Here is a 23564-nt window from a genome sequence, read left to right on the forward strand (position 1 = left end):
ACCTTGCCTTTTGCCGCCGGCAGGGGCACGGGCTCCTTCTCCTTCGAGTTCTTTCCGGCGAAGACCGAGACGGGGGACCGTGCGCTCTGGGAGGTGATCCGCCGGGCCGAGGCACTGTCCCCCTCGTTCGTCTCGGTCACCTACGGTGCGGGCGGCTCCTCCAGGGCCCGTACGATCGAGGCCACGCGGCGTATCGCGGCCGAGACCACGCTCCGCCCGGTGGCCCACCTCACCGCCGTCGGCCACTCCGTGGCCGAACTGCGGCGGATCGTCGGGCAGTACGCCGACGCCGGCATCCGGGACATCCTCGTGCTGCGCGGTGATCCGCCCGGCGACCCCACAGGCACGTGGGTCCCGCATCCGCAGGGCCTGACCTATGCGTACGAACTCGTCGAACTCGTGCGCTCCCTGGGCGAGTTCACCGTCGGGGTCGCCGCCTTCCCCGAACGGCACCCGCGCTCGGCCGACTGGGAGAGCGAGATCCGGCACTTCGTCGCCAAGTGCCGGGCGGGCGCCGACTACGCGATCACACAGATGTTCTTCGACGTCGAGGACTACCTGAGGCTGCGCGACCGGGTGGTCGCGGCGGGCTGTGACATCCCGATCATCCCCGAGATCATGCCGGCCACCGACGTCCGTCAGATCAGCCGTTTCGCCGAGCTCAGCGGCGCGGCCTTCCCCGAGGAGCTCGCGCACCGGCTCGAGGCCGTCCGCGATGACCGGGACGCCTCGTACCGCGTCGGTGTCGAGCACGCGACGGCCATGGCGCACCGCCTGCTGGCCGAAGGCGCGCCCGGACTGCACTACATCACGCTCAACCGCTCCTCGGCGGCCTTCGAAACCCACCGCAACGTCCTTGACGCCATCAGCCCGAGGCGCGGCCTGGCCGTCGGCCGCTGATGTCACGGGCCGCACGGGTGCCGCCGAGCGGCCCGCAACCCGAACTCCGCCACTGCCGAAACGCGAAGCGGCCGTCACCGGCCGCCGAGAGCGACTCCTGGGGGGACGCCATGCGTCTTGTCATCACCGGTTCCATTGCCACCGACCATCTGGCGACGTTCCCCGGAAGGTTCGCCGACCAGCTGATACCCGACCAGCTCTCCCACATCTCCCTCTCCTTCCTCGTCGACGACCTGGAAGTGCGGCGCGGGGGAGTCGCCGCGAACATCGCCTTCGGACTCGGCCTGCTGGGGCTGGCCCCGTGCCTGGTCGGGTCGGTGGGACCCGACTTCGACGAGTACCGGGTCTGGCTCAAGGAACACGGTGTCGACACCGAGCACGTGCGGGTGTCCAGCCGGCACCGGACGGCGCGCTTCATGTGCACCACCGATCAGGATCAGAACCAGATCGCCTCCTTCTACGCCGGGGCCATGGCCGAGGCCGCGCGGATCGATCTCTGCGGCGTCGTCGGCGGGACGGGCGGGACGGGCCTGGTGCTGGTGGCCCCCAACGCGCCGGAAGCCATGATCCGGCACACCCGGCAGTGCGCGGAGCTGGGCGTGCCCTTCGCGGCCGATCCCTCCCAGCAGCTCCCCCGGCTGACCCGCGACGAAGTACGACTGCTCGTCTCCGGTGCGCGGTGGCTGTTCACCAACGACTACGAAGCCGCGCTCCTGGCCGAACTCAGCGGCTGGACGCGGCAGGAGATCCTCTCCCGGGTGGGTGCGTGGATCACCACACGGGGCGCCCACGGGGTCACCCTCGCGACCGCCGGCGGTGCGCAGCAGTCCTTCCCCGCCGTGCCGTCGGCGGCCGTGGCGGATCCCACCGGGGTGGGCGACGCCTTCAGGGCCGGCTTCCTCGCGGGTACGAGCTGGGGGCTCCCGGTCGAGGTGGCGATCCCGCTGGGCTGCGCCATGGCCACCAGGGCACTGGAAACGGTGGGTCCGCAGCAGTACACCGTGTCGCCGGCGGACCTGCTGACGCGCGTCGCGGACACGTACGGCGACCAGGTGCGGGACCGCATCGCTCTGTGCCTGGACCTGCCGTCGTGACCGCGGAGGCCGTCGTTCTCCTCTCCCTCGCCGCGTGCGGGACGTACATGAGGCACGTGCGCGGACTTCCCGTCAGCTGGGAGCAGTCCGCGATGACCACGGGCGCGTGGGCGTTTCCGGACCGCAGGGGGGACGCCGAGGAACAGCCGGCCCGTGTCCGACAGACCGAAGAGCGAGCGAGCAGTGCGAGGAACAGGGATGCCCTGTAGGGACACCGTGCTGACGGATCTGGTCCATGAGGGAGTGTCCGTCTGGCTGGGCGGTGTGAGCCGCCGGTCTCTCGCGGACGGAACCCTGAGCCTGCGGACGGCCGACGGGTGTGTCACCGGAGCGGTACTGTCCCTGCGTGAAATGGGACGCGAAGTGCGGGACGGCACCGCGTACCAGGAGCAGATCGGTCTCCTCGCCGCCCAGGGGGTCACCGCGGACGAAGCCGTGCGGGCCCTGCATCTCTACGATGCGCGCTGGGCCTGCGACGTGCTGCGGCAGAGCTTCACCGCGTCGCGGGGCGCCGACGGCTGGGTGTGCGCGGAGCTGGACCCCCGGTTCGCCGACGATGCCCGCGCCTCGGTCGCCGAGGCGCGCACCGTCGCGCTCGCCGTGAACCGGCCCAACCTGCTGATCACCGTGCCCAGCACTCCTGCGGGCATGACGGTGATCAGCGACTGCGTGGCCGAGGGGATCGGCGTGAACGCCGGTCACATCTACTCGGTCCGGCGCTACGGAGAGGTGGTGGAGGCCTACTTCGAGGGCATGGGCCGGGCGCTCGCCGCCGGGCGGGCCGTCACCGCCTGCCTCTCGGTGGCCTCCTTCGAGGCGGCCCGGATGGAGGCAGCGGTGGACGGGTGCCTGGACGAGTTGGAGGACGCCGTCGCCGCGCCGCTGCGCGGCCGGTCGGCGCTGGCCCTCGCCCGGGCGGCCTACCAGCTGTACGAGGAGCGGCTCGGCTCCGGCCGCTGGCGGAAGCTGCGGGCCGCGGGGGCCCGTCCGCAGCGCTTGGCCTGGCCCGGAGCCGGCACACCGGACCCTGCGACGGCGGTCCGCCAGGTGGAGGAACTGGTGGCCTGGAACACCGTCCACACCATGTCGCAGCCGGTCCTTGACGCGGTGGCCCGGCGGGGCCGGCTGCGCGGTGACACCCTGTCCGGGGAGTCCACGGCTTCGAACGAGCTGTTGACGGGCCTGTGGCTCCGGGGTGTCAGCGTCGACCGGACCGCCGAGAAGCTGGCCCGCGCGGAGCTCCGGCGGAGCGTACGCGACCGCTTGGACCTCGTTGGCTCCGTACGTGACACGTGGCGCCGCACACAAGGCTGAAGGGAGGCCGCCGGACGTGTGCTGACCGTTCGGCGCACGTCCGGCGACCGCCCGACTCCGCTTCTCCTCCCGTCCGTTCAGCGTCGGGACGCGCTCCTGGAGACCGCCGTGACCGGCCCCCGCCCCGGGAAGGCGCATCCGGTCAGTCCGAGCAGCGGCTTCGCCTTGACGGCCGTTTCCTCGAACTCGGCCTCCGCGTCCGACAGCGCGGTGATGGCCCCGCCGATTCCGTACCGTACGCGGCCGGGGGTGATGACGGCCGTACGGATGACGATGCTGAGGTCGGCGGCTCCGGTGAGGGAGAAGTAACCGATCGCCCCCGAGTAGATGCCCCGGGGCCCCCCTTCGAGCCGGTCTATGATCCGCATGGTCCGCTCCTTGGGCGCTCCGGTCATGGAGCCGCCGGGGAACGCGGCGCGTACGCAGCCGACGGCGCCGCTGTCGCGGCGCAGGGTCGCGGTGACGGTGCTGACCAGCTGGTGGACGCCCGCGTACGTCTCGACGCGGAAGATGTCGTCGGCCGCGACCGACCCGACCTCCGAGCACCGGCCCAGATCGTTGCGGACCAGGTCGACGATCATCAGATTCTCCGCGCGCTCCTTCTCGTCCGTACGGAGTTCCTCCACCAGAGCGGCGTCCTGCGCGGGTGTCTCCCCGCGTGGCCTGGTCCCCTTGATCGGCCGGGATTCGGCGGTGCCGTCGGAGCCGACCCGCAGGAAGCGCTCCGGCGAACTGCTCAGCACCGACAGCTCGCCGAATCGCAGCAGTGCCGCGAACGGGGCCGGAGCGGTATGGCGCAGATACCGGTAGCTCTGCCACGGGTCGAGATCCGCCCGTGCCTCCGCCATGTTGGTGAGGCAGATCTCGTACGACTCACCGGTCCTGATCTCGTCCTGGCAGGAGTCGATGAGGTCCAGGTACTCCTGACGGCTGTGCCGCAGCTCCACCCGCGCGCCGACGGCGGGCGGGCCGGGAGCGAGGTCCGGCTCCAGTCCCGCCAGGGCATCGAGCCGGCTCGCCGTCCGGGTCAGCCAGGACCGCGCCGCGTCCCCGGCGGCTGCCGCGTCCCCGGCCGCCGCTTCGTGTCCGGCCGGGCCGGCACCCTCCTCCGGAGCCAGGGCGAGGAGGTACGTGATGCCTTCCCGGTGGTCGAAGACCACGGCGCGGTCGGCGAAGAGCATCGCCGCATCCGGCTCCTCCGAGCGGTGCGCCGGGCCGCCACCGGGCGCCGGCCTCAGTTCGTATCCCAGGTAGCCGACCCAGCCGAGCGCGAAGCCGAAGGGCAGTTCCGGTACCTGAGTGGCCATGCCGCGCAGGTCCGCGTCGAGCCAGTCCAGGAATTCGGCGGCGACGATCTCCGTGCCGGTGCGCGACCTGACCTGGACCGTGCCGCTCGACACGTCCGCCGTGGCGATGCGGGCGAGCGGACCGGAGGCGTCACCCATGACGGAGAAGCGGCCGAGGACGCCGTCGGTCCTGCTGCTGTCCAGCCAGAAGGCGTACGAGCCGGCTCCGTACAGGTGCTCGAAGGCGATCTCGTCGCTCCAGCGGGTGCGCAACCGCTCCACGCAGACCTTCAGCCGACGCTGCGGCGCCGGTCCTTGCGACGGGCCGGACACCGGGCTCCTCCCGGGACGGCCGGCGGTCTGCCGCGCAGAACCGTCCCCGGAGCCCGAGGTCCACGCCCGCCTCTTTCCACGGAACTCCTCCACACCGCTCAGTTCCAGGAAATTCCGGAGGAGTCGCATTCCGTGGCCGGTGCCGATCGACTCCGGGTGGAACTGCACACCGTGCAGCGGCCGGTACCGGTGACGCACTCCCATCAGGACGCCGTCGGGGGTCCATGCCGTCGCTTCCAGTTCGTCAGGAAGCCCGGTGACGGCCAGGGAGTGGTACCGGACGGCTTCGAAGGGGGAGGGGAGGCCGGTGAAGACGCCCGCTCCCGTGTGCAGTACGGGCGAGACACGGCCGTGGCTGGGTTCGGGCGCCAGTGTCACACGGCCTCCGCTCGCCAGGGCGATTCCCTGGTGGCCGAGACACACGCCGAGCAGGGGGACCTTCGCGGAACGGATGATGTCCCGGCAGATCCCGAAGTCGGCCGGGCGTGCGGGATCTCCCGGCCCGGGCGAGATGACCACCCGGTCGAAATCCGCGAGGCGGCCGGGCCGCCAGTGGGCGTCGTCATTGGGGACGACGGTCGGCTCGTGCCCGGAAAGCTGTGCCAGGTAGTCGAAGAGGTTGTAGGTGAACGAGTCGTGGTTGTCGACCAGCAGCGTACGCATCGGTGGGTTCGTCCTCCCTCGGGGCCGCGGTGCGTGGATGCGTGATCGTCAGGCGTGCACGGGCCGGTCCTTCTCCGGCCGTACACCCACCCGTTCGCGGTGCGCCCCGCGCCGGGCGCCCGAGGCGGCGGCTCGTGCGCCGGTACGGCTGCCCCGTTCTGCCTCGGTGAGGGGCCCCGGGAGTACTTCGAGCAGGGTGTGCTCGATCGGGTCCTGCCCTTCGAGGACGGTGCGGCGCCGCAGGACGCGCAGTTCGCGGCCGCACTCCCCGGCGATTTTCTCCAGGCCGTCCCTGTCTCCGCGTTCACAGAAGTGCAGCAGCACCGACCCCGTGTCGGTCAGGTGGTGCACTGCTTGCTCCAGATACCTGCGGTGCGTGCGGTATCCGGCATCCACGTACGCGCGTTCATGCACCGACCGGTACGTGTAGTCGGCGGGAGCGAGAACGTAGTTGGAGCTCCAGAAGATCCGGTCGAACCGGGCACCGTCGTCGAGCGCGTCGAACAGATCGCTGTGCAGCGCTGTGACGCGGTCGGCGACAGCGTGGCGCTCGGCGTTCAGCCGGGTGTTCTCCACGGCGTTCTCGTTGATGTCCGCCGCCACGGCCGTCCAGCCGGCAAGCGCCGCCTGGACGGCGATCACCCCGGCTCCGCAGCCGATCTCCAGCAGGGACGGCGAACGGGTCCGGGAGTCCGTTCCGGTGAACCCGAGGAAGTCGAGCGCGATTCCGGTCGACGGGGAGTGGACCGGTGCGAACACCTCGTCCAGCAGATCCCATTCGCGGCCCGCCATGGAGAACGTGCGGGGCCGGCCCGGGTCGGTCAGTGACCGCTTGCTGCGTTCCAGTGACTTGAGGTGGCTTCGCACGTCGGACATGAATCCTCCGGAAAACGGCCGAGTGGTGGTTTCCTGGCCGCCACTCTTCACGGCTCCTGGCCGCCCCGGAAGGTGACCCGGTGACAGACCGGCCCACGCGGATGGTGGCTCGGACACCACCCGCGGCTTGTGATGTACGACACATTCGGCAACATCTCCGCGGCTTGGGGGAGGTGGCACCTGGGCACAGTGGATGGCCAACGGGTAGGAGCGGAGCTCGTGTTCGTCCCGACGGAGAAGGCATGGAATCGATGAACTCGGCCGAACGGTCAGGTATGAGTGAAATGCTCAATATTCTCGAACTGCTTGCCGTGGAGGCTCCGCCGACAGAGATCGAAGCCCTCCTCCGACGTGCCCGTGGGGGCGGTGTGGGAGCCGACGTCGTGCCGCAGCTGGAGCGGGCGGAGCGCATGGCCTTCGAGATCCGTGCCCTGTACTCCCGCCGCCAGCAGCGTGAGGCGGAACTGTCCGCGCTGGTGGACACCGCTCGCGACCTGACCCTTCCGTACGACCTGGACGTCCTGCTGCAGACCATCACCCGGCGCACCCGGACGCTGCTCGGTCTGGACATGTCCTACATAAGCTTCCGCGACACCGGGGCCGGGGACAGCTTCGTGCGCACGGCGGACGGCCACGCGTCGGCGCTCACCGTGGGATACCGCGTCCCGTTCTCCTTCGGTCTCGGCGCCGAGGCGATCAAGGAGTCCGTGCCGATGTGGACTCCGGACTACCTGTCGGACGAGCGGATGCGGCACACCGGGGCGCTGGACGAGGTGGTCCGTGCGGAGGGGCTGCGAGCGATCATCGCCGCCCCGCTGAAGTTCGGCGAGGACGCCTTCGGGGTGCTGTACGCCGCGGACCGGAACGTGAGGCACTTCACCATCGGCGAAGTCTCCCTGATGAGTTCGCTGGGGGACATGGCGGCGGTGGCCATCGAGAAGGCGCGAACGCTGGAGCGCAGCAACGCCGATGTCGCCCTCCTGAAGTCCGGCGCCTCACGGGACGAGTCCCGGCTGGCGGAATTCCGCAGGCTGACGGAGCTCCACACCAGGCTCGTGGACCACGCGCTCGCCGGCGGCAGCCTGGACGCCCTTGTCGCCGAGGTGGCGGAGGAGCTCCCGGGCGCGGTGCTGGTACGGGACATGGAGCATCGCCCGCTCTCGGGCGCCGGCGCGATACCCGCGGTCGACGACGCCGAGGTGCTGGCCGCCTGGCGAACCGCCTCGGCAGGACACAGGCCGACCGTCCTCGCGACGGGCACCTGGATCGTGCCCGTCACGGTGGGGCACGAGGATCTCGCTGTCGCGCTGCTGCACCCGCGCGAACCGCTGGACGACGCCGACGAGCCGCTGCTGCGGCTGGCCGCCCAGTCCATCGCGGTACTGCTCCAGGTGCAGCGTGGCGAAGCGGCCGCGGCAAGCCCGTTTCGCGACGAACTGTTCGAGGACCTGCTGGTGGCTCCGCACCGTCCCGCCAAACAGTTCGTCCAGCGCGCTCGCCGCCTGAACATCGACCTCGAACGGCCGCATGTGGTCGTGGTCATCCGCCCGGAAGGAGGCGCGCAGGGCAGAGCGGCCAGCTGGGCGGCCTCGTACGCCCGCCGGATGAACGGACTCAGAAGCATCCAGAACGGCTGCATAGCGCTGCTGCTGCCGGCTGACAACTCCAGCGTCTCCGCCGGGGCGGTGTCCACCGAGCTCAGCCCTCTGCTCGGGCACCCCGTGACGGTCGGCGCGGCCGGTCCGGTCTCCAGCCCCGATCTGATCCAGCAGACCCATCGAGAGGCACTGCGATGCCTCGACGCGCTGGTCTCGCTCGACAACGTCGGCGCGCACGCTTCCCCCGAGGACCTGGGCTTCCTCGGCGTCCTCCTGTCCGACAACCACGATGCCGCGAGTTTCATCAGCACCACGATCGGGCCGATCCTGGACTACGACGCGCAGCGGACGACGGAGCTCACCAGGACACTCGACGAGTACTTCGCCGCCGGAGGCAGCCCGACGTACGCGGCGGAGGCCCTGCACGTCCACCCCAACACCGTCTCCCGCCGGCTGGAGCGCATCGCCGAACTGCTCGGTGCCGACTGGCTGAAGCCGGAGCGGGCGCTCGAAGTCCAGGTGGCACTCCGACTGCACCGTACGCATGACGTGCTGCGGCAGAAGCGTGAGAGGACGCGGGCTCAGGCGGACAGGCCGGATCCGCTCGCCGGCCGGGCCGACCGCAACGCCGACATGGCGTAGGCACAGGACGCCAGGGTCATGTGGCGGTGCCAGCCCTGGTGGGAGCGGCCCTCGTAGTCCCGCAGGCCTATGGTCTCGCCCCGGGTCCGCCAGCCGTCGCCGACCTCATGGATCAGCCGTGTCGTACGCAGCAGGGAGGGTGTTGACGCCGCGTCAAGGCTGGTGAGCCACAACTCGTCCGGTGGGCACCGGCGTTCGTGCCACACTCCCAGGAGGGTGAGACGGCCGGTCCGTCCAGGGGCGGACGGCTCCACTTCCCGGGAGGAGGGGAGACGCACACCCGCCGTCGCCGTGGCCAGCGGACGTTCCCCCGCCGGTCCGTGACGCTCCTTGCGGGGCAGTACGCAGCGCAGCCGGCGCGCGGGGTCGAGAACGGCGCGCGCCGGAACCACGCGTTCGCTGTGGCCGGCCCTCCGGCCCTCGGGGGCGCCGGTGAGCAGGGTCTGCCCGCTGATGCGCACGGCGACGGGGGAGTCCCGTTCGAACAGTCCGGCGAGGTGCCGCTGTTCGTCGGCTCCTCGGGCGTCCATCATGACCAGGCGCTCGGAGTTCCCCCACCGGCGGACGTCGCCGAGCAGACCCGTGAGGCAGTCCTGGGGGGTGGTGGCGCTGAGCTCGTCGGGGGCCTCCGCCCCGGCCCGCGGCCGGTTGTCCCGAAGCCGGGTGCCGGGCAGGCGGAGGCGCCAACTGACCGGTGCGACCAGCCGCTCCGAGGCGTACCACATGCTGTACGCCCGCTGCCCGCTGACCAGTTGGCCGCCGTCGGGCGAGAAGTGCCGGGACACACCCACCGTGTGCTCACCGGCCTTGGGGATCAACACCGGCATGGCCACCCAGGCCCGGGGGGACTCGTCTTCCTCCAGGAAGGCGGCCAGCGCCTTGCGCACCGGACTCACGGCCCAGCGGGAGCTGCTGACGAAGTGGTGCAGCCGCTGCTCGTCTCCGGGCGTGCCGACCGTCGCCGCGATGTTCGCGATCGACTTGCGGCCTTCGGCGGAGAGCAGGCCGTCCATGTACTGGCGCGCCCGGACGCGCTGGTCGTACCGGCGGAACCCCGCGAACAGGGCGGCACAGAGATCGGTGACGACGTCCTCGGACCCCACGACCGGACGGGGCGCGACGCGCGGATGACGGGTGAGCCTCTTGAGGGATGTGTCGTCGGCCATTGCGGCGCCTCCTGGTGCACGGATGTTCTTCGCCCGCCCACCAGGCTTCCCCCGGCGGCCGCTTCCGGCGAGGTGTGCCGGGCACACCCCGTCGGGGCCGTGAGGTGGCCGGAGCACCGTCAGGGGCCGGAAGCCGGTCGGGAACGGGGACGGGACGGCCGCGGGGTGGTGGTCCCGTCACCACCCCGCGGCGGGCCGTGGTGTCACCCGCGCCCGGGTGTCACGGATCGCGCGCCGCGGATCGCGCGGCTTGGGACGTGCGTTACGGGAGCGCGTGGAGGAAGGTCAGCAGGGCGGAGAGCAGCGCGGCGGGGGCGTCCAGGGGCACGAGATGTCCGGCGTCCGGGATCACGGTGAGCCGCGCTCCGGGAATGACGGAAGCCAGTTCATGGCTTTTGGCCACGGGAATCCAGGTGTCCTCCGCGCCCCAGCACACCATGACCGGAAGGCTGATCTGCGGGTACAGCTCCTGGATATCGTCCGTGTACCGCTGATCGGCCTGCGCGATCTGCCGGTAGAAGGCGGCTTGGCCGTCCTCGTCCGACCAGGGGGCGATCAGTTGTTCGGACACATCGGAACGCAGCCCCTGAAAACTTGCCGAGCTGACGTATTCACGTACCAGTGCACGGTGCAGCGAGAGCGGAAGCTGTTCGAACGTTTCGGTGTTCCGCCCCACCAGGCGGAAGAACGGCGAGCCCCACGGAGCCAGGGCGACGGGATCGACGAGGGCCAGCCCGCGGTAGGCGGCCTTGTGCAGCAGGTGGGCCCTCAGGGCGACGGCGCCGCCGAAGTCGTGCGCGATCACGGCGGGGTCCGACAGCTGCCAGTGCTCCAGCAGTTGGGTGAACACCTCACCCTGTGCGGCCAGGGAGACGTCCTGCCCCCGGCGCTTCTCGGAGGAGCCGTAGCCCGGCATGTCCCAGACGAACACCTGGTACTGCTGCGCGAGCGCCTGCGCGATTTCCCGCCAGACGAACGAGGAGAAGGGCGTGCCGTGCAGCAGTACGACGGGCTTCCCGTTCTCCGGCCCCTGCCGGTCCCACCGGACCGTGCCGGACGTGCTGCGGAAGCTCTCGTTCAACTGCCAGTCGGTCAATGTCCTCATCCCTTCGGTGCGCGGGTCGCCCCGGCGAGTACCTTCTGCGGGACCGCCCGAGTGTCCGCCGCCCGTGAAGCGGAACGGCGACATGGCCGTACAGGGACTTGACCGCTCGGCGGTCCTCGCTCACCCGGTTGATCTCTGCGGGCAAGCCTCTCATCGGGTACCCGCAGGTGCACGCAGGCGTGGATCCCCGGACGGGAGTCGCCGGGCGCCCCGGCGGGGAGGCGGCCGTCCGGTGTTTCAGCGGTTGTGTGTCCGGCGTCCGGCGGCCGGCCCCTCGTCGCTCTGCTGCTGACGGGCGCGGTGGTTGGCGACGTTGAGGCGGTTGCCGCACAGGCCGGGCATGCAGTAACGGCGGCGGCCGGCCTTGCTGGTGTCGACGAACATGCCGTCGCACACCGGTGAGGCGCAGTGCCGGAAGCGGTCATGGCTGAGGGTGTGCAGGACCCCGAGCAGTCCGACGCCCACGAGGACGGCGAGTTCGTCGGCGACGGAGGCGTGGGGCGCGGTGGTGATGTGCCACTGCCAGCGGCCTTCGGCGTCCCGGAGCAGGGCCGGTCCGGTGGCCGCCCGCCCGACGAGCCCGTTGGCCCCGTCGGCGGCCTCGTCCTCGGAGGTGGCCTCCAGCAGGGCGCGGGTCTCCCGGCGGAGGACGTGCACCTGGGCGAGGTCGTCGTCGGTCGGCCGGCCGTCCCGGAACCTGGCGTCGAGGTGGAGGCCGTGTTCGTCGAGGAACTGCGCCAGGGCGGCCGGGTCGGGGAGGGCCTCGCCCGTGCTGACGCGTACCGCGGCCGAGGTGTTGACGAGGTCGGTGGCTACACCCGCCCCCCATGCGTAATCAGAAAAGAGCATCTTCAACCCTTACCTCATGCTACGGTAATTGGAGAACGGCAACTATACCCCTTAGCCCCTCCTGGGGGCGGTGCGAGCGTGGGCCGCGACCGCACCGAGTGACGGAAGCGCGGCCCACCGCTGGCCCCGGCGCCCGGGAAGGAATCGCCGCTCATGCACGCTCTCCTCCGTTACGTACTGCTGATCGTCAAGGACGTGGCATACGGCATCAACGCCGGGCACGCGATCAGGCACGGCCTGGAGCCTCCGGCGCCCGGCCACCGGCCCGCCCGCTCCCACGCACCGAAGACGTCGCGCCGCGAACACACCGCGCGGCCCGTGAAGCTCGCGGCACACGACGTGTCGCGGCAGGGGGCCTGACGACGCCACGGCGGATCGTCGGCTCCGGCCGGCCGCGACCGCCTTCCAGACATCCGAAGGAGAACCCCCATGGACACCGGAGCCTTCCTCGCCTATCTCGACGGGCGTCAGTTGCGCTGGCGGCTCACGCTTGACGAGTGCATCGAGGCGGCGGGCCACGACCCGCGAGCGCGGCTGCTGGCCGTCTTCGACGCGCTCCGTGCATGGGCGCGTTCGCCTTCGGACGGCTTGCGCAGCAGTGCGTTCACCAACGCCCATTTCGAGCTCGCCAAGTCACCGGATCCCGGCCGCACGGTGATCACCCGGCACAAGCGAGCGCTGCGCGGCCGAATGCTCGAACTCGCCGAGACGACCGGTGCGCCCGACCCCGGCCTCCTCGTGGACCAGCTGCTGCTGGTATACGAAGGAGCGGTCGCCAACCACTCCCTGGGCAACGTCGCCGAGCCCGCGGACAAGGCGCACAGCACGGCCCGGCAGCTCATCGCCGCCGCGACACCGCAGCCCATGGACGCCTTCTGGGCCGGCGACGCCGAGAGCAGCGGGGACCGCGGCCCCTGATTCGGCCGCCTCCGGGGCGCGCACCCGCGGGAGGGCAGGAATGCCGAGGGGAGCGCTCCCCATGACCTGGCGAACCCTGTCGAACAGTGCTGACGAGCGCCGTGGCCGGCTGCCGGCATCCGCACCGCCGCGAACGCACACCCGGCCATTTCCCCGCCCCCGTCGGCATGCGGCCGCGGTCCTCGTCCGCCACCGTCGCCCGGGCAGGTGAACAGCGCCCGCCGCGGGGGACGCCGCACGAAGAGGACGAGCTGCCGGGCCGGCGGGCGTCCGGGCGCCCGCTGGTAACCTGGGGGCACGCTTCGACACCGCCGGGGCCCGTACCGAGGGGTACGGGCCCCGGCGCGTTCCGGACGCCAGACCGAGGAAGGTTTCCCATGAACGCGCAGCCGCCGGCTCCCGGACTCCCGCGTGCCGGCAAGCCCCGGCGTGCGACAGCGCCGCAGGGCGAACTCTCGACGCCGCAGACGGTGGTCCCGGGCCTGCCGCCGGTCGAGTCCTTCGACGCACTCGGGCTGCCGCCGGAGCTGACGAAGACGATGACCGGCCTCGGGGTGAAGGAGCCTTTCCCGATCCAGGCGGCCACCCTGCCCAACGCGCTGGCCGGCCGTGACGTCCTCGGCCGCGCGCGGACCGGCTCCGGCAAGACGCTCGCCTTCGGGCTTGCGCTGCTGGTCCGGACGGCCGGCCTGCGAGCGGAGCCGAAGCGGCCGCTCGCCCTGGTCCTGGTGCCGACCCGGGAACTCGCGCAGCAGGTGAGCGACGCGCTGACGCCGTACGCGCAGGCGCTGAACGTGCGCCTGGCGACGGTGGTCGGCGGACTGTCGATCAACCGGCAGGTGGCGCTGCTGCGGACCGGCGCCGACGTGGTCGTCGCGACGCCGGGGCGGCTGGCCGACCTGGTGTCGCGCCGGGACTGTCACCTGAACCAGGTGCGGATCACGGTGCTGGACGAGGCGGACCAGATGTGCGACCTGGGGTTCCTGCCGCAGGTTTCGGAAATCCTGGACCAGGTCCGCCCCGACGGGCAGCGGCTGCTGTTCTCGGCCACGCTCGACCGCAACGTCGACCAGTTGGTACGGAACCACCTGCACGATCCGGTGCTCGCCTCGCTCGACCGGGTGGCGGGCTCGGTCACCACGATGGAGCACCACGTCCTGAACATCCACGCCGCCGACAAGTACGCGACCGCGACCGAAATCGCCGCGCGGGACGGCCGGGTGCTGATGTTCCTGGACACCAAGGCCGGCGTCGACCAGTTCACCCGTCACCTGCAGGCCAGTGGTGTACGGGCCGCCGCCCTGCACAGCGGGAAGTCGCAGCCGCAGCGCACCCACACGCTCGCCAGGTTCAAGGACGGTGAGATCACCGTGCTGGTGGCCACCAATGTCGCGGCGCGGGGCATCCACATCGACGCGCTCGACCTTGTCGTCAACGTCGACCCGCCGGCCGACGCCAAGGACTACCTGCACCGTGGCGGGCGCACGGCACGTGCCGGGGAGTCGGGGAACGTGGTCACCCTGGTCACCCCCAGCCAGCGGCGCGATGTGAACCGGATGATGGCCGACGCCCGCATTCGGCCGACGGTCACCCAGGTGCGTTCCGGCGAGGAGAAGCTGACCGCCATCACCGGGGCGAAGCGCCCACCGGTCGAAGGGAAGACCGGCAACGCCCCCTTCCGCGGCCTCGGCACCCGTCCGGGCCGCCCCGCGAAGGAGTCCCGCAAAGCCGCCGAGGCCCGCAGGACGGCGGAAGCCCGCGCGGCCGCCCGGGTGCGCAAGGGCCGCTGAACCCCGGACCGGCCTGCCGCATCGCCGCCGCGAGTCGTCGCGGGAGGCGGCGGGGCGGGGCGGGAACGCGGCGCCCTGACGGCGTAGCGCAGTCGGGGGCGGCCCGGGTGGGCGCCGCGTGCCGGCTCGTCCGGTTCCGGCCGGTACCACTCCCGGCGCCGTCCCGCTCCCGGGCCGGATCGCGGTGGGTGCCGCGGACGATTCCGCGCGGATGCGGGCAGGCGCCTGCGGAGAAGCAACAGCTCTTTCTGGGTGCCGGAGCTCGTGAGGTGCACCGGGGGCAAGCGTTCCTGACCGGTCCACGGGGAGGCTGTCCGAGACGAGTGCGGAGTCGTCGGGGGTGGCGGCGCGGCTCCGGGGACTGTTTCCGGGCCGCCGCGAGACGCAAGCGCGGGGCGTGGGCCCGTATGGCGGACCTTCGCGAGAGCGAGGGAACGGACGTCGTGGAAGCCGAGGTCGCGTAGGGCCGGGTGAGGCCGAGTGCCAGGTGACGGGCGTCCGATCGGTCGTGCGGCTGCCCGCTCCGGTCCAGGTACCGGGCGAATGCCTCGACCAGCTCCTGGGTGCCGGGCCTCGCCGCGCGCGGCGCCCCGGCCCCCGGCTCCAGCAATGATCGCGAACGGTGACGGTCGCCCGAGCCGTGGTGGAGTGCGTTCCACAACCGGCAGGAACCTTGCCAGCCCAACAGATGCCACCCTATGCTCGCGGACGGAAAGCGCTTTCCCTCCTCGCTGGGACCGTTCCGGTGGGGGCGGTCATCGTGGCGGCTGCCGCGGCTTTGCGTATGGGCCGCTACCGATCCGGGGTGGGGGCTTCACCCAGGGTGCCGACGCGCCATGGAGCGGAGGGCGTACGCCGTGACGAAGAGGTACCGCGCCGTCCGTCGCGGTTTCGACGGCGACGGCTTCTTGTAGCGGGCGGCCGGCCGTACCGCCGGCTCCGGCGGTCGCGGTGACTTCGCGGCCGGCGCCGGCCGCCTCGAAGGTCCGGGCCGGCCGACGACCTGCCAGGCGGCGGGGCGGCGGCCTCGGCGACTGATGTCATGTACATGACACGCAACAGCACTGCCCAGGATTCGAAGACGAAAGGCGAGGCGAGGATGAGACGACCAGTCGCACTGCGACTCTATGCGGCGCTGGCCACGACGGCCCTTGTGGCCGCGACCGGTGTGGTTCTGTCGGTACCCGAGGCGTCGGCGGCGACCGGTGCCGCCACCGGCTACGCGACCCAGAACGGGGGGACCACCGGAGGTGCGGGCGGGCAGACGGTGCGGGCCACCACGGGGACCGCGATCCACGCGGCCCTGTGCGGCCGGGCCAGCAGCAGCACCCCGATCACCATCGAGGTCGAGGGGACCGTCAACCACGGCAACACCAGCAAGGTGTCGGGTGCCAGTTGCAACACCGCCGACGGCGTGATCGAACTCAAACAGATCAGCAACGTCACGATCGTCGGGGTCGGCAGCGGAGCCGTCTTCGACCAGCTGGGCATCCACATCCGCGACGCCAGCAACATCATCATCCAGAACGTGACCGTCCGGAACGTCAAGAAGTCGGGCTCGCCCACGTCCAACGGCGGTGACGCCATCGGCATGGAGAGCAACGTCCGCAACGTCTGGGCCGACCACGTCACCCTGGAGGCGTCGGGCGGGGAGTCGGAGGGCTACGACGGTCTCTTCGACATGAAGGACAACACCCAGTACGTGACCCTGTCCTACAGCATCCTGCGCAACTCCGGCCGCGGCGGCCTCGTCGGGTCCAGTGAGAGCGACCTCTCGAACAGCTTCATCACGTACCACCACAACCTGTACGAGAACATCGACTCCCGCGCGCCCCTGCTGCGTGGCGGTACGGCTCACATCTACAACAACTACTACGTGAGACTCAACGAGTCCGGCATCAACTCCCGAGCCGGGGCCCGCGCCAAGGTGGACAACAACTACTTCAAGGACTCCAAGGACGTCCTGGGCACCTTCTACACCGACGCGGCCGGTTACTGGCAGGTCGGCGGGAACGTCTTCGACAACGTGACCTGGTCCAGCCCCGGTAGCGAGAACAACCCCGCCGGCCCCGATCCGCAGTCCAACACCACGGTCGGCATCCCTTACCCCTACAGCCTCGACGGGGCCGGCTGCGTGCCGGACGTCGTGAGCCGGACGGCGGGCGCCAACAAGGGGTTGCAGGTGTCGAACGGCAACTGCTCGCCGCAGACACCGGCACCGACGCCGACCAGCCCCACGTCACCGCCGGCCACCCCCACACCGGGACCCACCCCCACGCCCGGGCCGACCCAGCCCGGCGGGACCAACCTCAGTATCGGAGCCGGCTCCGACGGCTCCAGCAAGGCCGACGGGACGAGCTACGGCAACGTGCGGGACGGCAGCATGAGCACCTACTGGTCACCGGCCGGCCCGACCGGTTCGCTCTCGATCAAGTGGGGCTCCTCCACCACGGTTTCAAAGATCAATATCCGGGAGGCGTCAGGCTCCGCGGGCAGCATCGGGACCTGGAGGGTCGTCAACGCCGACACCGGCGCCGTCCTGACCTCCGGCAGCGGGGCGGGCGTCATCACCTTCCCCCGGACCTCACTGCACAAGATCACCTTCGAGATCACCGGGTCGACCGGCACGCCGAAGGTCGCCGAGTACGAGACCTACGCCGGGTAGCGGCGACGTACCCGGCATCGAACCCGGAACAGGGGCGGGGGGACGACACCGAGGGGGTCGTCCCCGCCGCCCCGCCGATGTCGCACCGGCGTCATCGGCGGGGCAGGGAGGCAAAGGCGGAGGGCGTGCCGGACCTGACCGCCTCAGGGCGCCCGCGAGGGCCCCGGTCAGGCGCCGACGTAGGCCGCGAGGTGCTCGCCGGTGAGGGTGGAGCGGGCGGCGACGAGGTCGGCGGGTGTGCCCTCGAAGACGATCTCGCCGCCGTCGTGGCCGGCGCCGGGACCGAGGTCGATGATCCAGTCGGCGTGCGCCATCACCGCCTGGTGGTGCTCGACGACGATGACCGACTTGCCGGAGTCGACGAGCCGGTCGAGCAGGCCGAGCAACTGCTCGACGTCGGCGAGGTGCAGGCCGGTGGTCGGCTCGTCGAGGACGTAGACGCCGCCCTTCTCGGCCATGTGCGTGGCCAGCTTGAGCCGCTGCCGCTCGCCGCCGGACAGCGTGGTGAGCGGCTGGCCCAGGCTGAGGTAGCCGAGTCCGACGTCGGCGAGCCGGCCGAGGACGGCGTGCGCGGCCGGCGTGCGCGCCTGGTCGGAGCCGAAGAACTCCTCGGCCTCGCTCACCGACATCGCCAGCACCTCGCTGATGTCGCGGCCGCCGAAGTGGTGGTCCAGCACCGATGCCTGGAACCGCTTCCCCTCGCACTCCTCGCAGGGAGAGGCGACGCCGGCCATCATCGCCAGGTCGGTGTAGATGACGCCGGCGCCGTTGCAAGTGGGGCAAGCCCCCTCCGAGTTGGCGCTGAAGAGCGCCGGCTTCACGCCGTTGGCCCTGGCGAACGCCTTGCGGATCGGGTCGAGCAGCCCGGTGTACGTCGCCGGGTTGCTCCGCCGCGAGCCCCGGATGGCGCTCTGGTCGACCGACACCACACCCGCACCGGCGGCCCCCGTCTGCCGACACAGCGACCCGTGCACGAGCGAGCTCTTGCCGGAGCCGGCGACGCCGGTGACGACGACGAGCACACCGAGCGGGATGTCCACGTCGACGCCGCGCAGATTGTGCGTCGTCGCGCCGCGGATCTCCAGTGCGCCGGTGGGCGTCCGTACCGTCTTCTTGAGGGCGGCCCGGTCGTCGAGGTGGCGGCCGGTGACGGTGCCGCCGGCCCGGAGCCCCTCGACGGTGCCCTCGAAGCAGACGGTGCCGCCCGCCGTACCGGCGCCGGGGCCGAGGTCCACGACATGGTCGGCGATCGCGATCATCTCCGGCTTGTGCTCCACGACGAGCACCGTGTTGCCCTTGTCCCGCAGCCGCAGCAGCAGGTTGTTCATCCGCTGGATGTCGTGCGGGTGCAGGCCCGAGGTGGGCTCGTCGAAGACGTAGGTGACGTCGGTGAGTGACGAGCCGAGATGACGGATCATCTTGACCCGCTGTGCCTCACCGCCCGACAGCGTGCCCGACGGCCGGTCGAGCGCGAGGTAGCCGAGGCCGATCTCCACGAACGAGTCGAGGGTCTGCTGCAGTGCGGCGAGCAGCGGCGCCACCGACGGCTCCTTCAGGCCGCGGACCCATTCGGCCAGATCGCTGATCTGCATCGCGCAGGCGTCGGCGATGCTGATCCGCTTGATCTTCGACGACCGCGCCCCCTCGCTGAGCCGGGTGCCGTCGCACTCGGGACAGGTGGTGAAGGTGACCGCCCGTTCCACGAACGCCCGGATGTGCGGCTGCATCGCCTCCTTGTCCTTGGACAGGAACGACTTCTGGATCTTGGGGATCAGCCCCTCGTAGGTGAGGTTCACGCCCTCGACCTTCACCTTGGTGGGCTGCCGATGGAGGAAGTCCTGCATCTCCCTCTCGGTGAACTCGCGGATCGGCTTGTCCGGGTCGAGGAAGCCCGACTCGGCGTAGGTCCGCACGGTCCAGAAGCTGTCCGACTTCCAGCCGGGGATGGTGAACGCGCCCTCGGCGATCGACTTGGAGTCGTCGTAGAGCTGGGTGAGGTCGATGTCGGAGACCGTGCCCCGGCCTTCGCAGCGCGTACACATGCCGCCGGTGCGGGTAAAGGTGGCTTTCACCGCCTTCTTGGCGCCGCGCTCGACGGTGATGGCACCGCTCGCCCGGACCGAGGGCACGTTGAAGGCGTACGCGCCGGGCGGGCCGATGTGCGGCTGCCCGAGCCGGCTGAAGAGGATGCGCAGCATCGCGTTGGCGTCGGTGGCGGTGCCGACGGTGGAGCGGGGGTCGGCCCCCATCCGCTGCTGGTCGACGATGATCGCGGTCGTCAGCCCGTCGAGTACGTCGACCTCGGGACGCGCCAGCGTCGGCATGAAGCCCTGTACGAAGGTGCTGTAGGTCTCGTTGATCAGCCGCTGCGATTCCGCGGCGATCGTGTTGAACACCAGCGAGCTCTTGCCCGAGCCGGAGACTCCGGTGAACACCGTCAGCCTGCGCTTGGGGATCTCGATGCTGATGTCCTTGAGATTGTTCTCGCGCGCGCCGTGCACGCGGATCAGATCGTGGCTGTCGGCAGCGTGCGGCGCAGGCGACTGCGTGTCCGTCTTCTCGGCCATGCTTATCGTGTCTCCATCTGTCGGGCGGAACCGCTCTCGCGGTCTGCGTCCGCGCCGCCTGGCTCGATCCGACCGGCTTCGAACAGTACGTCCGGTCCCGCTCCGTCGGCGCGGTCGCGGTCGCGGCCACGGTCCGCTGACCGCCCGCTCGACGGTGCCGGCCGGCGCGGCGCGGCGCCCCCGGGCCCCGGCCGTGCGGCGTGCCCGGGGTCGTGCGCGGGCTTTTTCGCGGCGCCGTGGGTGTGGGGCGTGGCTGGAATTGCCGGGTGGTTCAGCGCAGTTCCTGGATGCGGATCAGGTTGCCCGCGGGGTCGCGGAAGGCGCAGTCGCGGATGCCGTACGGCTGCTCGGTGGGTTCCTGGACGACCTCGGCGTCGCCGGCCTGGATCTTCTCGAAGGTGGTGTCGAGGTCCTTGGTGGCCAGCAGGATCCAGCCGTAGGTGCCCTTGGCCATCATCTCGGCGATGGTGCGGCGTTCGGTGTCGGTGATGCCGGGGTCGGTGGCCGGGGGTGCCAGGAGGACGGAGGTGCCGGGCTGTCCGGCGGGGCCGACCGTGATCCAGCGCATCGTGCCGCTTCCGACGTCGTTGCGGACTTCGAAGCCGAGGGTGTCGCGGTAGAAGGCCAGGGAGGCGTCCGGGTCGGTGTGCGGCAGGAAGCTGGTGTGAAGGGTGAGGCCCATGAGGATCAGGCTAGGCGCGGCTCGGTGACCGGTGCTTCTCGATTCCTGACCGGTTCGGGGCACCTGTCCCGCCACCGCCCGAAGCCCGCTGATCCGTACGCGCGACACCCCCGGGCCGCACCCCCGGGGCCGTTGGCCCGCGGCCGCATCCGGCCGCGGTCCCTTTCCGCCGCGCTCCGGCCGCCACCGCCGGCACGCAGACAGCCTGAGTGCCTGTGGGCCGGGGCGCCTGCCGGGCTCGTGACGGGGCGACGGGTGCGCATGATCCACGCGAGCGACTTCTCTCCTGCCCGCCTGCGGGGCAGCCCGCGGGTGCCGACGACTTCGCCGCGGCCCGGAAACAGGTTTCGCCCGTCACGGGACCGGAATGCCACCACAGCCGTGGGGCACCAGCACCAGCATCAGCGCGAGCGGATGCCGGCCGTCGCTCGTGGCCATGGCCACGCAGCAGAGCCCGCAGCCCTCGACGCGCTCTCGAAGGAATTCTGAAGCGGAGGGCGGCATGTTCCGACCTGCTATGCGGTGGTGCGATGCGGAGGGCAGAAGGCTGGATACCGTACCGCTGTCCGATCCACGGGTCGCGGCGGTCGAGGTCCGGGAGGGCGGGGAGCCGTTGACCGATCTGCGTGAGGTCGGCGTGCTGCGGCTGGACCAGCGGCCGGCCCGCCCGGGCGAAGCACCGGCCAGACTGCGGCTCGGCGTCGTCGACCGCCTGGTCACGGCGCGGACGCTGCTCTCCTCCGGCTGCGCCTGCTCGTGATCCGCGGGCACCGCCCGAACCCGCCGGAGGGCCCGCACGCCACCGGCGCCGCCGCCGACCTCACGCTCTGCACCGTCGAGGGCGCCCCGCTGTGGATGGGGTCGGTCCCCGAGGACGCGCAGTCGCCGTACCGCCACACGGCGGACCCCGGCCCGGACCCCGTCGCCGCCTGCAGGGGTGTTGAAGCGGAGTCGAAGCGGCGGCGCGGAGCCTTCTCGGTGAGAGACGACCCCTCACCGGGCCCCCGGCGGGGCCCCTCGGTGGGATCCCTCAGCGAGAAGGACAGCTCCGTGCGCACTCCGCTCGGACGCGTCACCGCCGCCCTCACCTCTCTTCCGGCCCTGGGCAGCCCGGCGGTCGGCACCACCGTGATCTCAGAGGTCGCGGCCCCTTCCACCGCGTACGCCGCGCCGTCGTCCACGGTCGGCGGTTCGATCCCCCGGACCGAGATACTCGACCGGGCCAAGTGGTGAATCGACACCTACGGCGTCATCTACAGCCAGGACCAGGCCGACGCCAAGGCGTCGGTCACCGGCGAGAAGTACCGTCCGGAATGCTCCGGCTTCGTGTCGATGGCCTGGCGCCTCCCCAAGAGCGGTGACTGGGACCGCAACACCGGCAACCTCGACGCCTTCGGGGACACCGCCGACATCTCCCTGGACAGCCTCCAGCCGGGCGACGCCATCCTCGGCTCCGGGCATGTGGCGCTCTTCCACAAGTGGACCGACTCCGGCAAGACCGAGAGGTGGGCGTACGAGGAGTGCAGCACCGGCGACGCGGGTCACCACACGGTCAAGAACAAGGCCAGCTGCAAGGCCAACGGCTACAAGGGCCTGCGCTACGGCAAGGCCACCACCACCCCCGCCCCGGGCAAGGCCGAGTCGGCCACGGCGTACGACCAGGGCGACGGCACCATGCGCATCTACCGCTGGACCTCCACCGGCAGCGGCTTCGACCGCGCCACCGACTACGACTCCGCCGGCTTCCACCTCTCCAACGTCGGCAACCGGGTGGCTTCGGGCGACACGAACGGAGACGGCGAGGACGACATCGTCATGGCCTACCAGTACAACGACGGCACGTGGGGTCTCCACACCTTCCTCAACGGCGTGAACTACGACGGCATCTGGTACACCGGCGGCGCCCACAACCTCGACAGGGTCGGCGGACGCCTCGTCCTCGGCGTCTGGTGGGAACCCCCCTGCGGGGGCGGAGCGCACCCGGACCGTGGGGCCACCGCCCTCGTCGGCGGTGGCCTCCGCCGTCGCTCCGTACGCGGGCGACAGGGCCGCCGGGCCGGGACTCATCCGGCGCGGAATGCCTGGCGGTAAGCCGTCGGGGAGACTCCGATCGTGGCCGACAGGTGCTGACGGAGCGAGACCGCGGTGCCGAAGCCGGCGTGGGCGGCGACCTGGTCCACCGGCAGGTCGGTGGTCTCCAGGAGCCGTCGGGCGTGCTCCACCCGTTGCTGGGCGAGCCACTGACCGGGTGGCATGCCCACCTCGTCGCGGAAGCGCCGGCAGAAGGTCCGCACGCTCATGCGGGCGTGTTCCGCCAGCTCGGCCAGAGCGAGCGGCCGGTGGAGCTGCCCCAGGGCCCAGTCGCGGGTCGGCGCCGTGCCGGCCGTCGAGGGGCGCGGTACCGGCCGCTCGATGTACTGGGCCTGGCCGCCCTCCCGCCACGGGGGCACGACACAGAGCCGGGCCACCCGGTTGGCGACCTCGCTGCCGTGGTCGCGGCGTACCAGATGCAGGCAGAGGTCGACCCCGGCGGCCACACCCGCCGCCGTGAGGACCCGGCCGTCGTCGACGAACAGCACGTTCGCGTCGACCTGGATCTGCGGGAAGGCCCGCTGGAAGCGGTCGGCCTCGTTCCAGTGGGTGGTGGCGGGACGGCCGTCGAGCAGGCCGGCGGCGGCCAGGACGTACGAGGCGGTGCAGATCGAGACGATGCGCGCTCCGGCCGGCAGCAGCGCGAGTGCCTGGGCCAACTCGTCGGAAAGCCACTCCCGGTCCTCGCCGGGGCCGCAGGTGAAGGGCGGGACGACCAGGGTGTCGGCTCCCTCGAGCGCCTCGCTCCCGTGGGCCACGGTGATGGTGAAGTCGGCGCTCGTGGTGACGGGCCCGCCGTCCACACTGCACGTGGAGACCTCGTACAACGGCTCGCCGCCGGGCCCGGCGGCAGTGCCGAAGATCCTTACCGGAATGCTCAGTTCGAAGGGATAGACGCCTTCGAGGGCCAGGACCACAACACGATGCATGGCAAGATTCTTTCATGTAATGGCAGTCTTGCCACTCGTTCCTGTCGCCGGAACGCGGAAACCTTGATCGAAGCGGGCCGGAACCGGCCCCGGTGA

19 protein-coding genes are annotated in these 23564 nt (G+C 71.3%); 11 read left to right on the forward strand and 8 right to left on the reverse strand.

Annotated elements, in window-relative coordinates; translation table 11 throughout:
• Positions 1 to 3 precede the first annotated feature (3 nt).
• The 3 genes from metF (at position 4) to BN1555_RS31275 (ending at position 3308) form a co-directional block, all read left to right on the forward strand.
• Positions 4 to 900 carry a methylenetetrahydrofolate reductase [NAD(P)H] gene (metF, locus tag BN1555_RS31260; protein WP_093802512.1) on the forward strand — a complete coding sequence of 299 codons (897 nt, stop codon included), beginning with the start codon at positions 4 to 6 and terminating at the stop codon, positions 898 to 900.
• A 110-nt stretch (positions 901 to 1010) separates the two neighbouring features.
• Entirely contained in the window at positions 1011 to 1994 is a 984-nt protein-coding gene (locus BN1555_RS31265) for a carbohydrate kinase family protein (protein WP_093802513.1), read from the forward strand.
• 198 nt (positions 1995 to 2192) lie between these two features.
• Positions 2193 to 3308 carry a transaldolase family protein gene (locus BN1555_RS31275; protein ID WP_093802515.1) on the forward strand — a complete coding sequence of 372 codons (1116 nt, stop codon included), beginning with the start codon at positions 2193 to 2195 and terminating at the stop codon, positions 3306 to 3308.
• A 77-nt stretch (positions 3309 to 3385) separates the two neighbouring features.
• Here BN1555_RS31275 and pabB read toward each other — a convergent pair whose 3' ends face one another.
• Complete coding sequence (pabB, locus tag BN1555_RS31280) at positions 3386 to 5590, reverse strand: aminodeoxychorismate synthase component I (protein WP_093802516.1); 2205 nt, start codon at positions 5588 to 5590, stop codon at positions 3386 to 3388.
• A 48-nt stretch (positions 5591 to 5638) separates the two neighbouring features.
• On the reverse strand, positions 5639 to 6466 hold the full coding sequence (locus tag BN1555_RS31285) for a methyltransferase domain-containing protein (RefSeq protein WP_093802517.1): 828 nt from the start codon (positions 6464 to 6466) through the stop codon (positions 5639 to 5641).
• 284 nt (positions 6467 to 6750) lie between these two features.
• Between BN1555_RS31285 and BN1555_RS31290 the strand changes: the two genes are divergently transcribed.
• A complete protein-coding gene (locus BN1555_RS31290) occupies positions 6751 to 8706 on the forward strand; it encodes a helix-turn-helix domain-containing protein (protein WP_255306279.1) in 1956 nt (651 codons plus the stop codon).
• On the opposite strand, the gene BN1555_RS31295 is transcribed toward BN1555_RS31290, so the two are convergent.
• From BN1555_RS31295 to BN1555_RS31305, 3 genes are all read right to left on the reverse strand, one after another.
• Positions 8646 to 9872 (reverse strand): IS701 family transposase, encoded by a 1227-nt coding sequence (locus BN1555_RS31295; protein ID WP_093802518.1) that lies wholly within the window; start codon positions 9870 to 9872, stop codon positions 8646 to 8648. The genes BN1555_RS31290 and BN1555_RS31295 overlap by 61 nt on opposite strands.
• A gap of 262 nt (positions 9873 to 10134) precedes the next feature.
• Positions 10135 to 10968, reverse strand: coding sequence for an alpha/beta fold hydrolase (locus BN1555_RS31300; protein ID WP_093802519.1), 834 nt, complete (start codon positions 10966 to 10968; stop codon positions 10135 to 10137).
• Positions 10969 to 11214: 246 nt separating this feature from the next.
• A complete protein-coding gene (locus BN1555_RS31305) occupies positions 11215 to 11826 on the reverse strand; it encodes a CGNR zinc finger domain-containing protein (RefSeq protein WP_255306280.1) in 612 nt (203 codons plus the stop codon).
• A gap of 153 nt (positions 11827 to 11979) precedes the next feature.
• On the opposite strand from BN1555_RS31305, the gene BN1555_RS31310 reads away from it, so the two are divergent.
• The 4 genes from BN1555_RS31310 to BN1555_RS31325 all read left to right on the forward strand — a co-directional run bounded on the left by BN1555_RS31310 (position 11980) and on the right by BN1555_RS31325 (position 17199).
• The gene (locus BN1555_RS31310; protein WP_093802521.1) at positions 11980 to 12186 is read left to right on the forward strand and encodes a hypothetical protein; all 207 of its coding nucleotides are present in this window, start codon (positions 11980 to 11982) and stop codon (positions 12184 to 12186) included.
• Positions 12187 to 12255: 69 nt separating this feature from the next.
• Complete coding sequence (locus BN1555_RS31315; protein WP_093802522.1) at positions 12256 to 12744, forward strand: hypothetical protein; 489 nt, start codon at positions 12256 to 12258, stop codon at positions 12742 to 12744.
• A 377-nt stretch (positions 12745 to 13121) separates the two neighbouring features.
• Positions 13122 to 14534, forward strand: coding sequence for a DEAD/DEAH box helicase (locus BN1555_RS31320; protein WP_093802524.1), 1413 nt, complete (start codon positions 13122 to 13124; stop codon positions 14532 to 14534).
• 1099 nt (positions 14535 to 15633) lie between these two features.
• Entirely contained in the window at positions 15634 to 17199 is a 1566-nt protein-coding gene (locus BN1555_RS31325) for a pectate lyase family protein (RefSeq protein WP_093802525.1), read from the forward strand.
• Positions 17200 to 17366: 167 nt separating this feature from the next.
• Here BN1555_RS31325 and BN1555_RS31330 read toward each other — a convergent pair whose 3' ends face one another.
• Both BN1555_RS31330 and BN1555_RS31335 read right to left on the reverse strand, forming a co-directional pair.
• Positions 17367 to 19766, reverse strand: a complete 2400-nt coding sequence (locus BN1555_RS31330; RefSeq protein ID WP_093802526.1) for an ATP-binding cassette domain-containing protein — start codon at positions 19764 to 19766, stop codon at positions 17367 to 17369.
• A gap of 271 nt (positions 19767 to 20037) precedes the next feature.
• A complete protein-coding gene (locus BN1555_RS31335; protein ID WP_093802527.1) occupies positions 20038 to 20448 on the reverse strand; it encodes a VOC family protein in 411 nt (136 codons plus the stop codon).
• Between the two features lie 502 nt (positions 20449 to 20950).
• On the opposite strand from BN1555_RS31335, the gene BN1555_RS31340 reads away from it, so the two are divergent.
• From BN1555_RS31340 to BN1555_RS31350, 3 genes are all read left to right on the forward strand, one after another.
• Complete coding sequence (locus tag BN1555_RS31340) at positions 20951 to 21208, forward strand: hypothetical protein (RefSeq protein ID WP_141662920.1); 258 nt, start codon at positions 20951 to 20953, stop codon at positions 21206 to 21208.
• On the forward strand, positions 21205 to 21681 hold the full coding sequence (locus BN1555_RS31345) for a hypothetical protein (RefSeq protein ID WP_093802529.1): 477 nt from the start codon (positions 21205 to 21207) through the stop codon (positions 21679 to 21681). The genes BN1555_RS31340 and BN1555_RS31345 overlap by 4 nt, the downstream gene beginning before the upstream one ends.
• Before the next feature lie 93 nt (positions 21682 to 21774).
• Positions 21775 to 22539 (forward strand): hypothetical protein, encoded by a 765-nt coding sequence (locus tag BN1555_RS31350; RefSeq protein WP_141662921.1) that lies wholly within the window; start codon positions 21775 to 21777, stop codon positions 22537 to 22539.
• Here the strand turns inward: BN1555_RS31350 and BN1555_RS31355 are convergent.
• Complete coding sequence (locus BN1555_RS31355; RefSeq protein ID WP_093802531.1) at positions 22512 to 23468, reverse strand: GlxA family transcriptional regulator; 957 nt, start codon at positions 23466 to 23468, stop codon at positions 22512 to 22514. The two genes, BN1555_RS31350 and BN1555_RS31355, sit on opposite strands and share 28 nt — an antisense overlap.
• Positions 23469 to 23564: the final 96 nt, after the last annotated feature.

Source organism: Streptomyces sp. Wb2n-11, assembly GCF_001049855.1.
Taxonomy (GTDB): Bacteria; Actinomycetota; Actinomycetes; order Streptomycetales; family Streptomycetaceae; genus Streptomyces; species Streptomyces altiplanensis.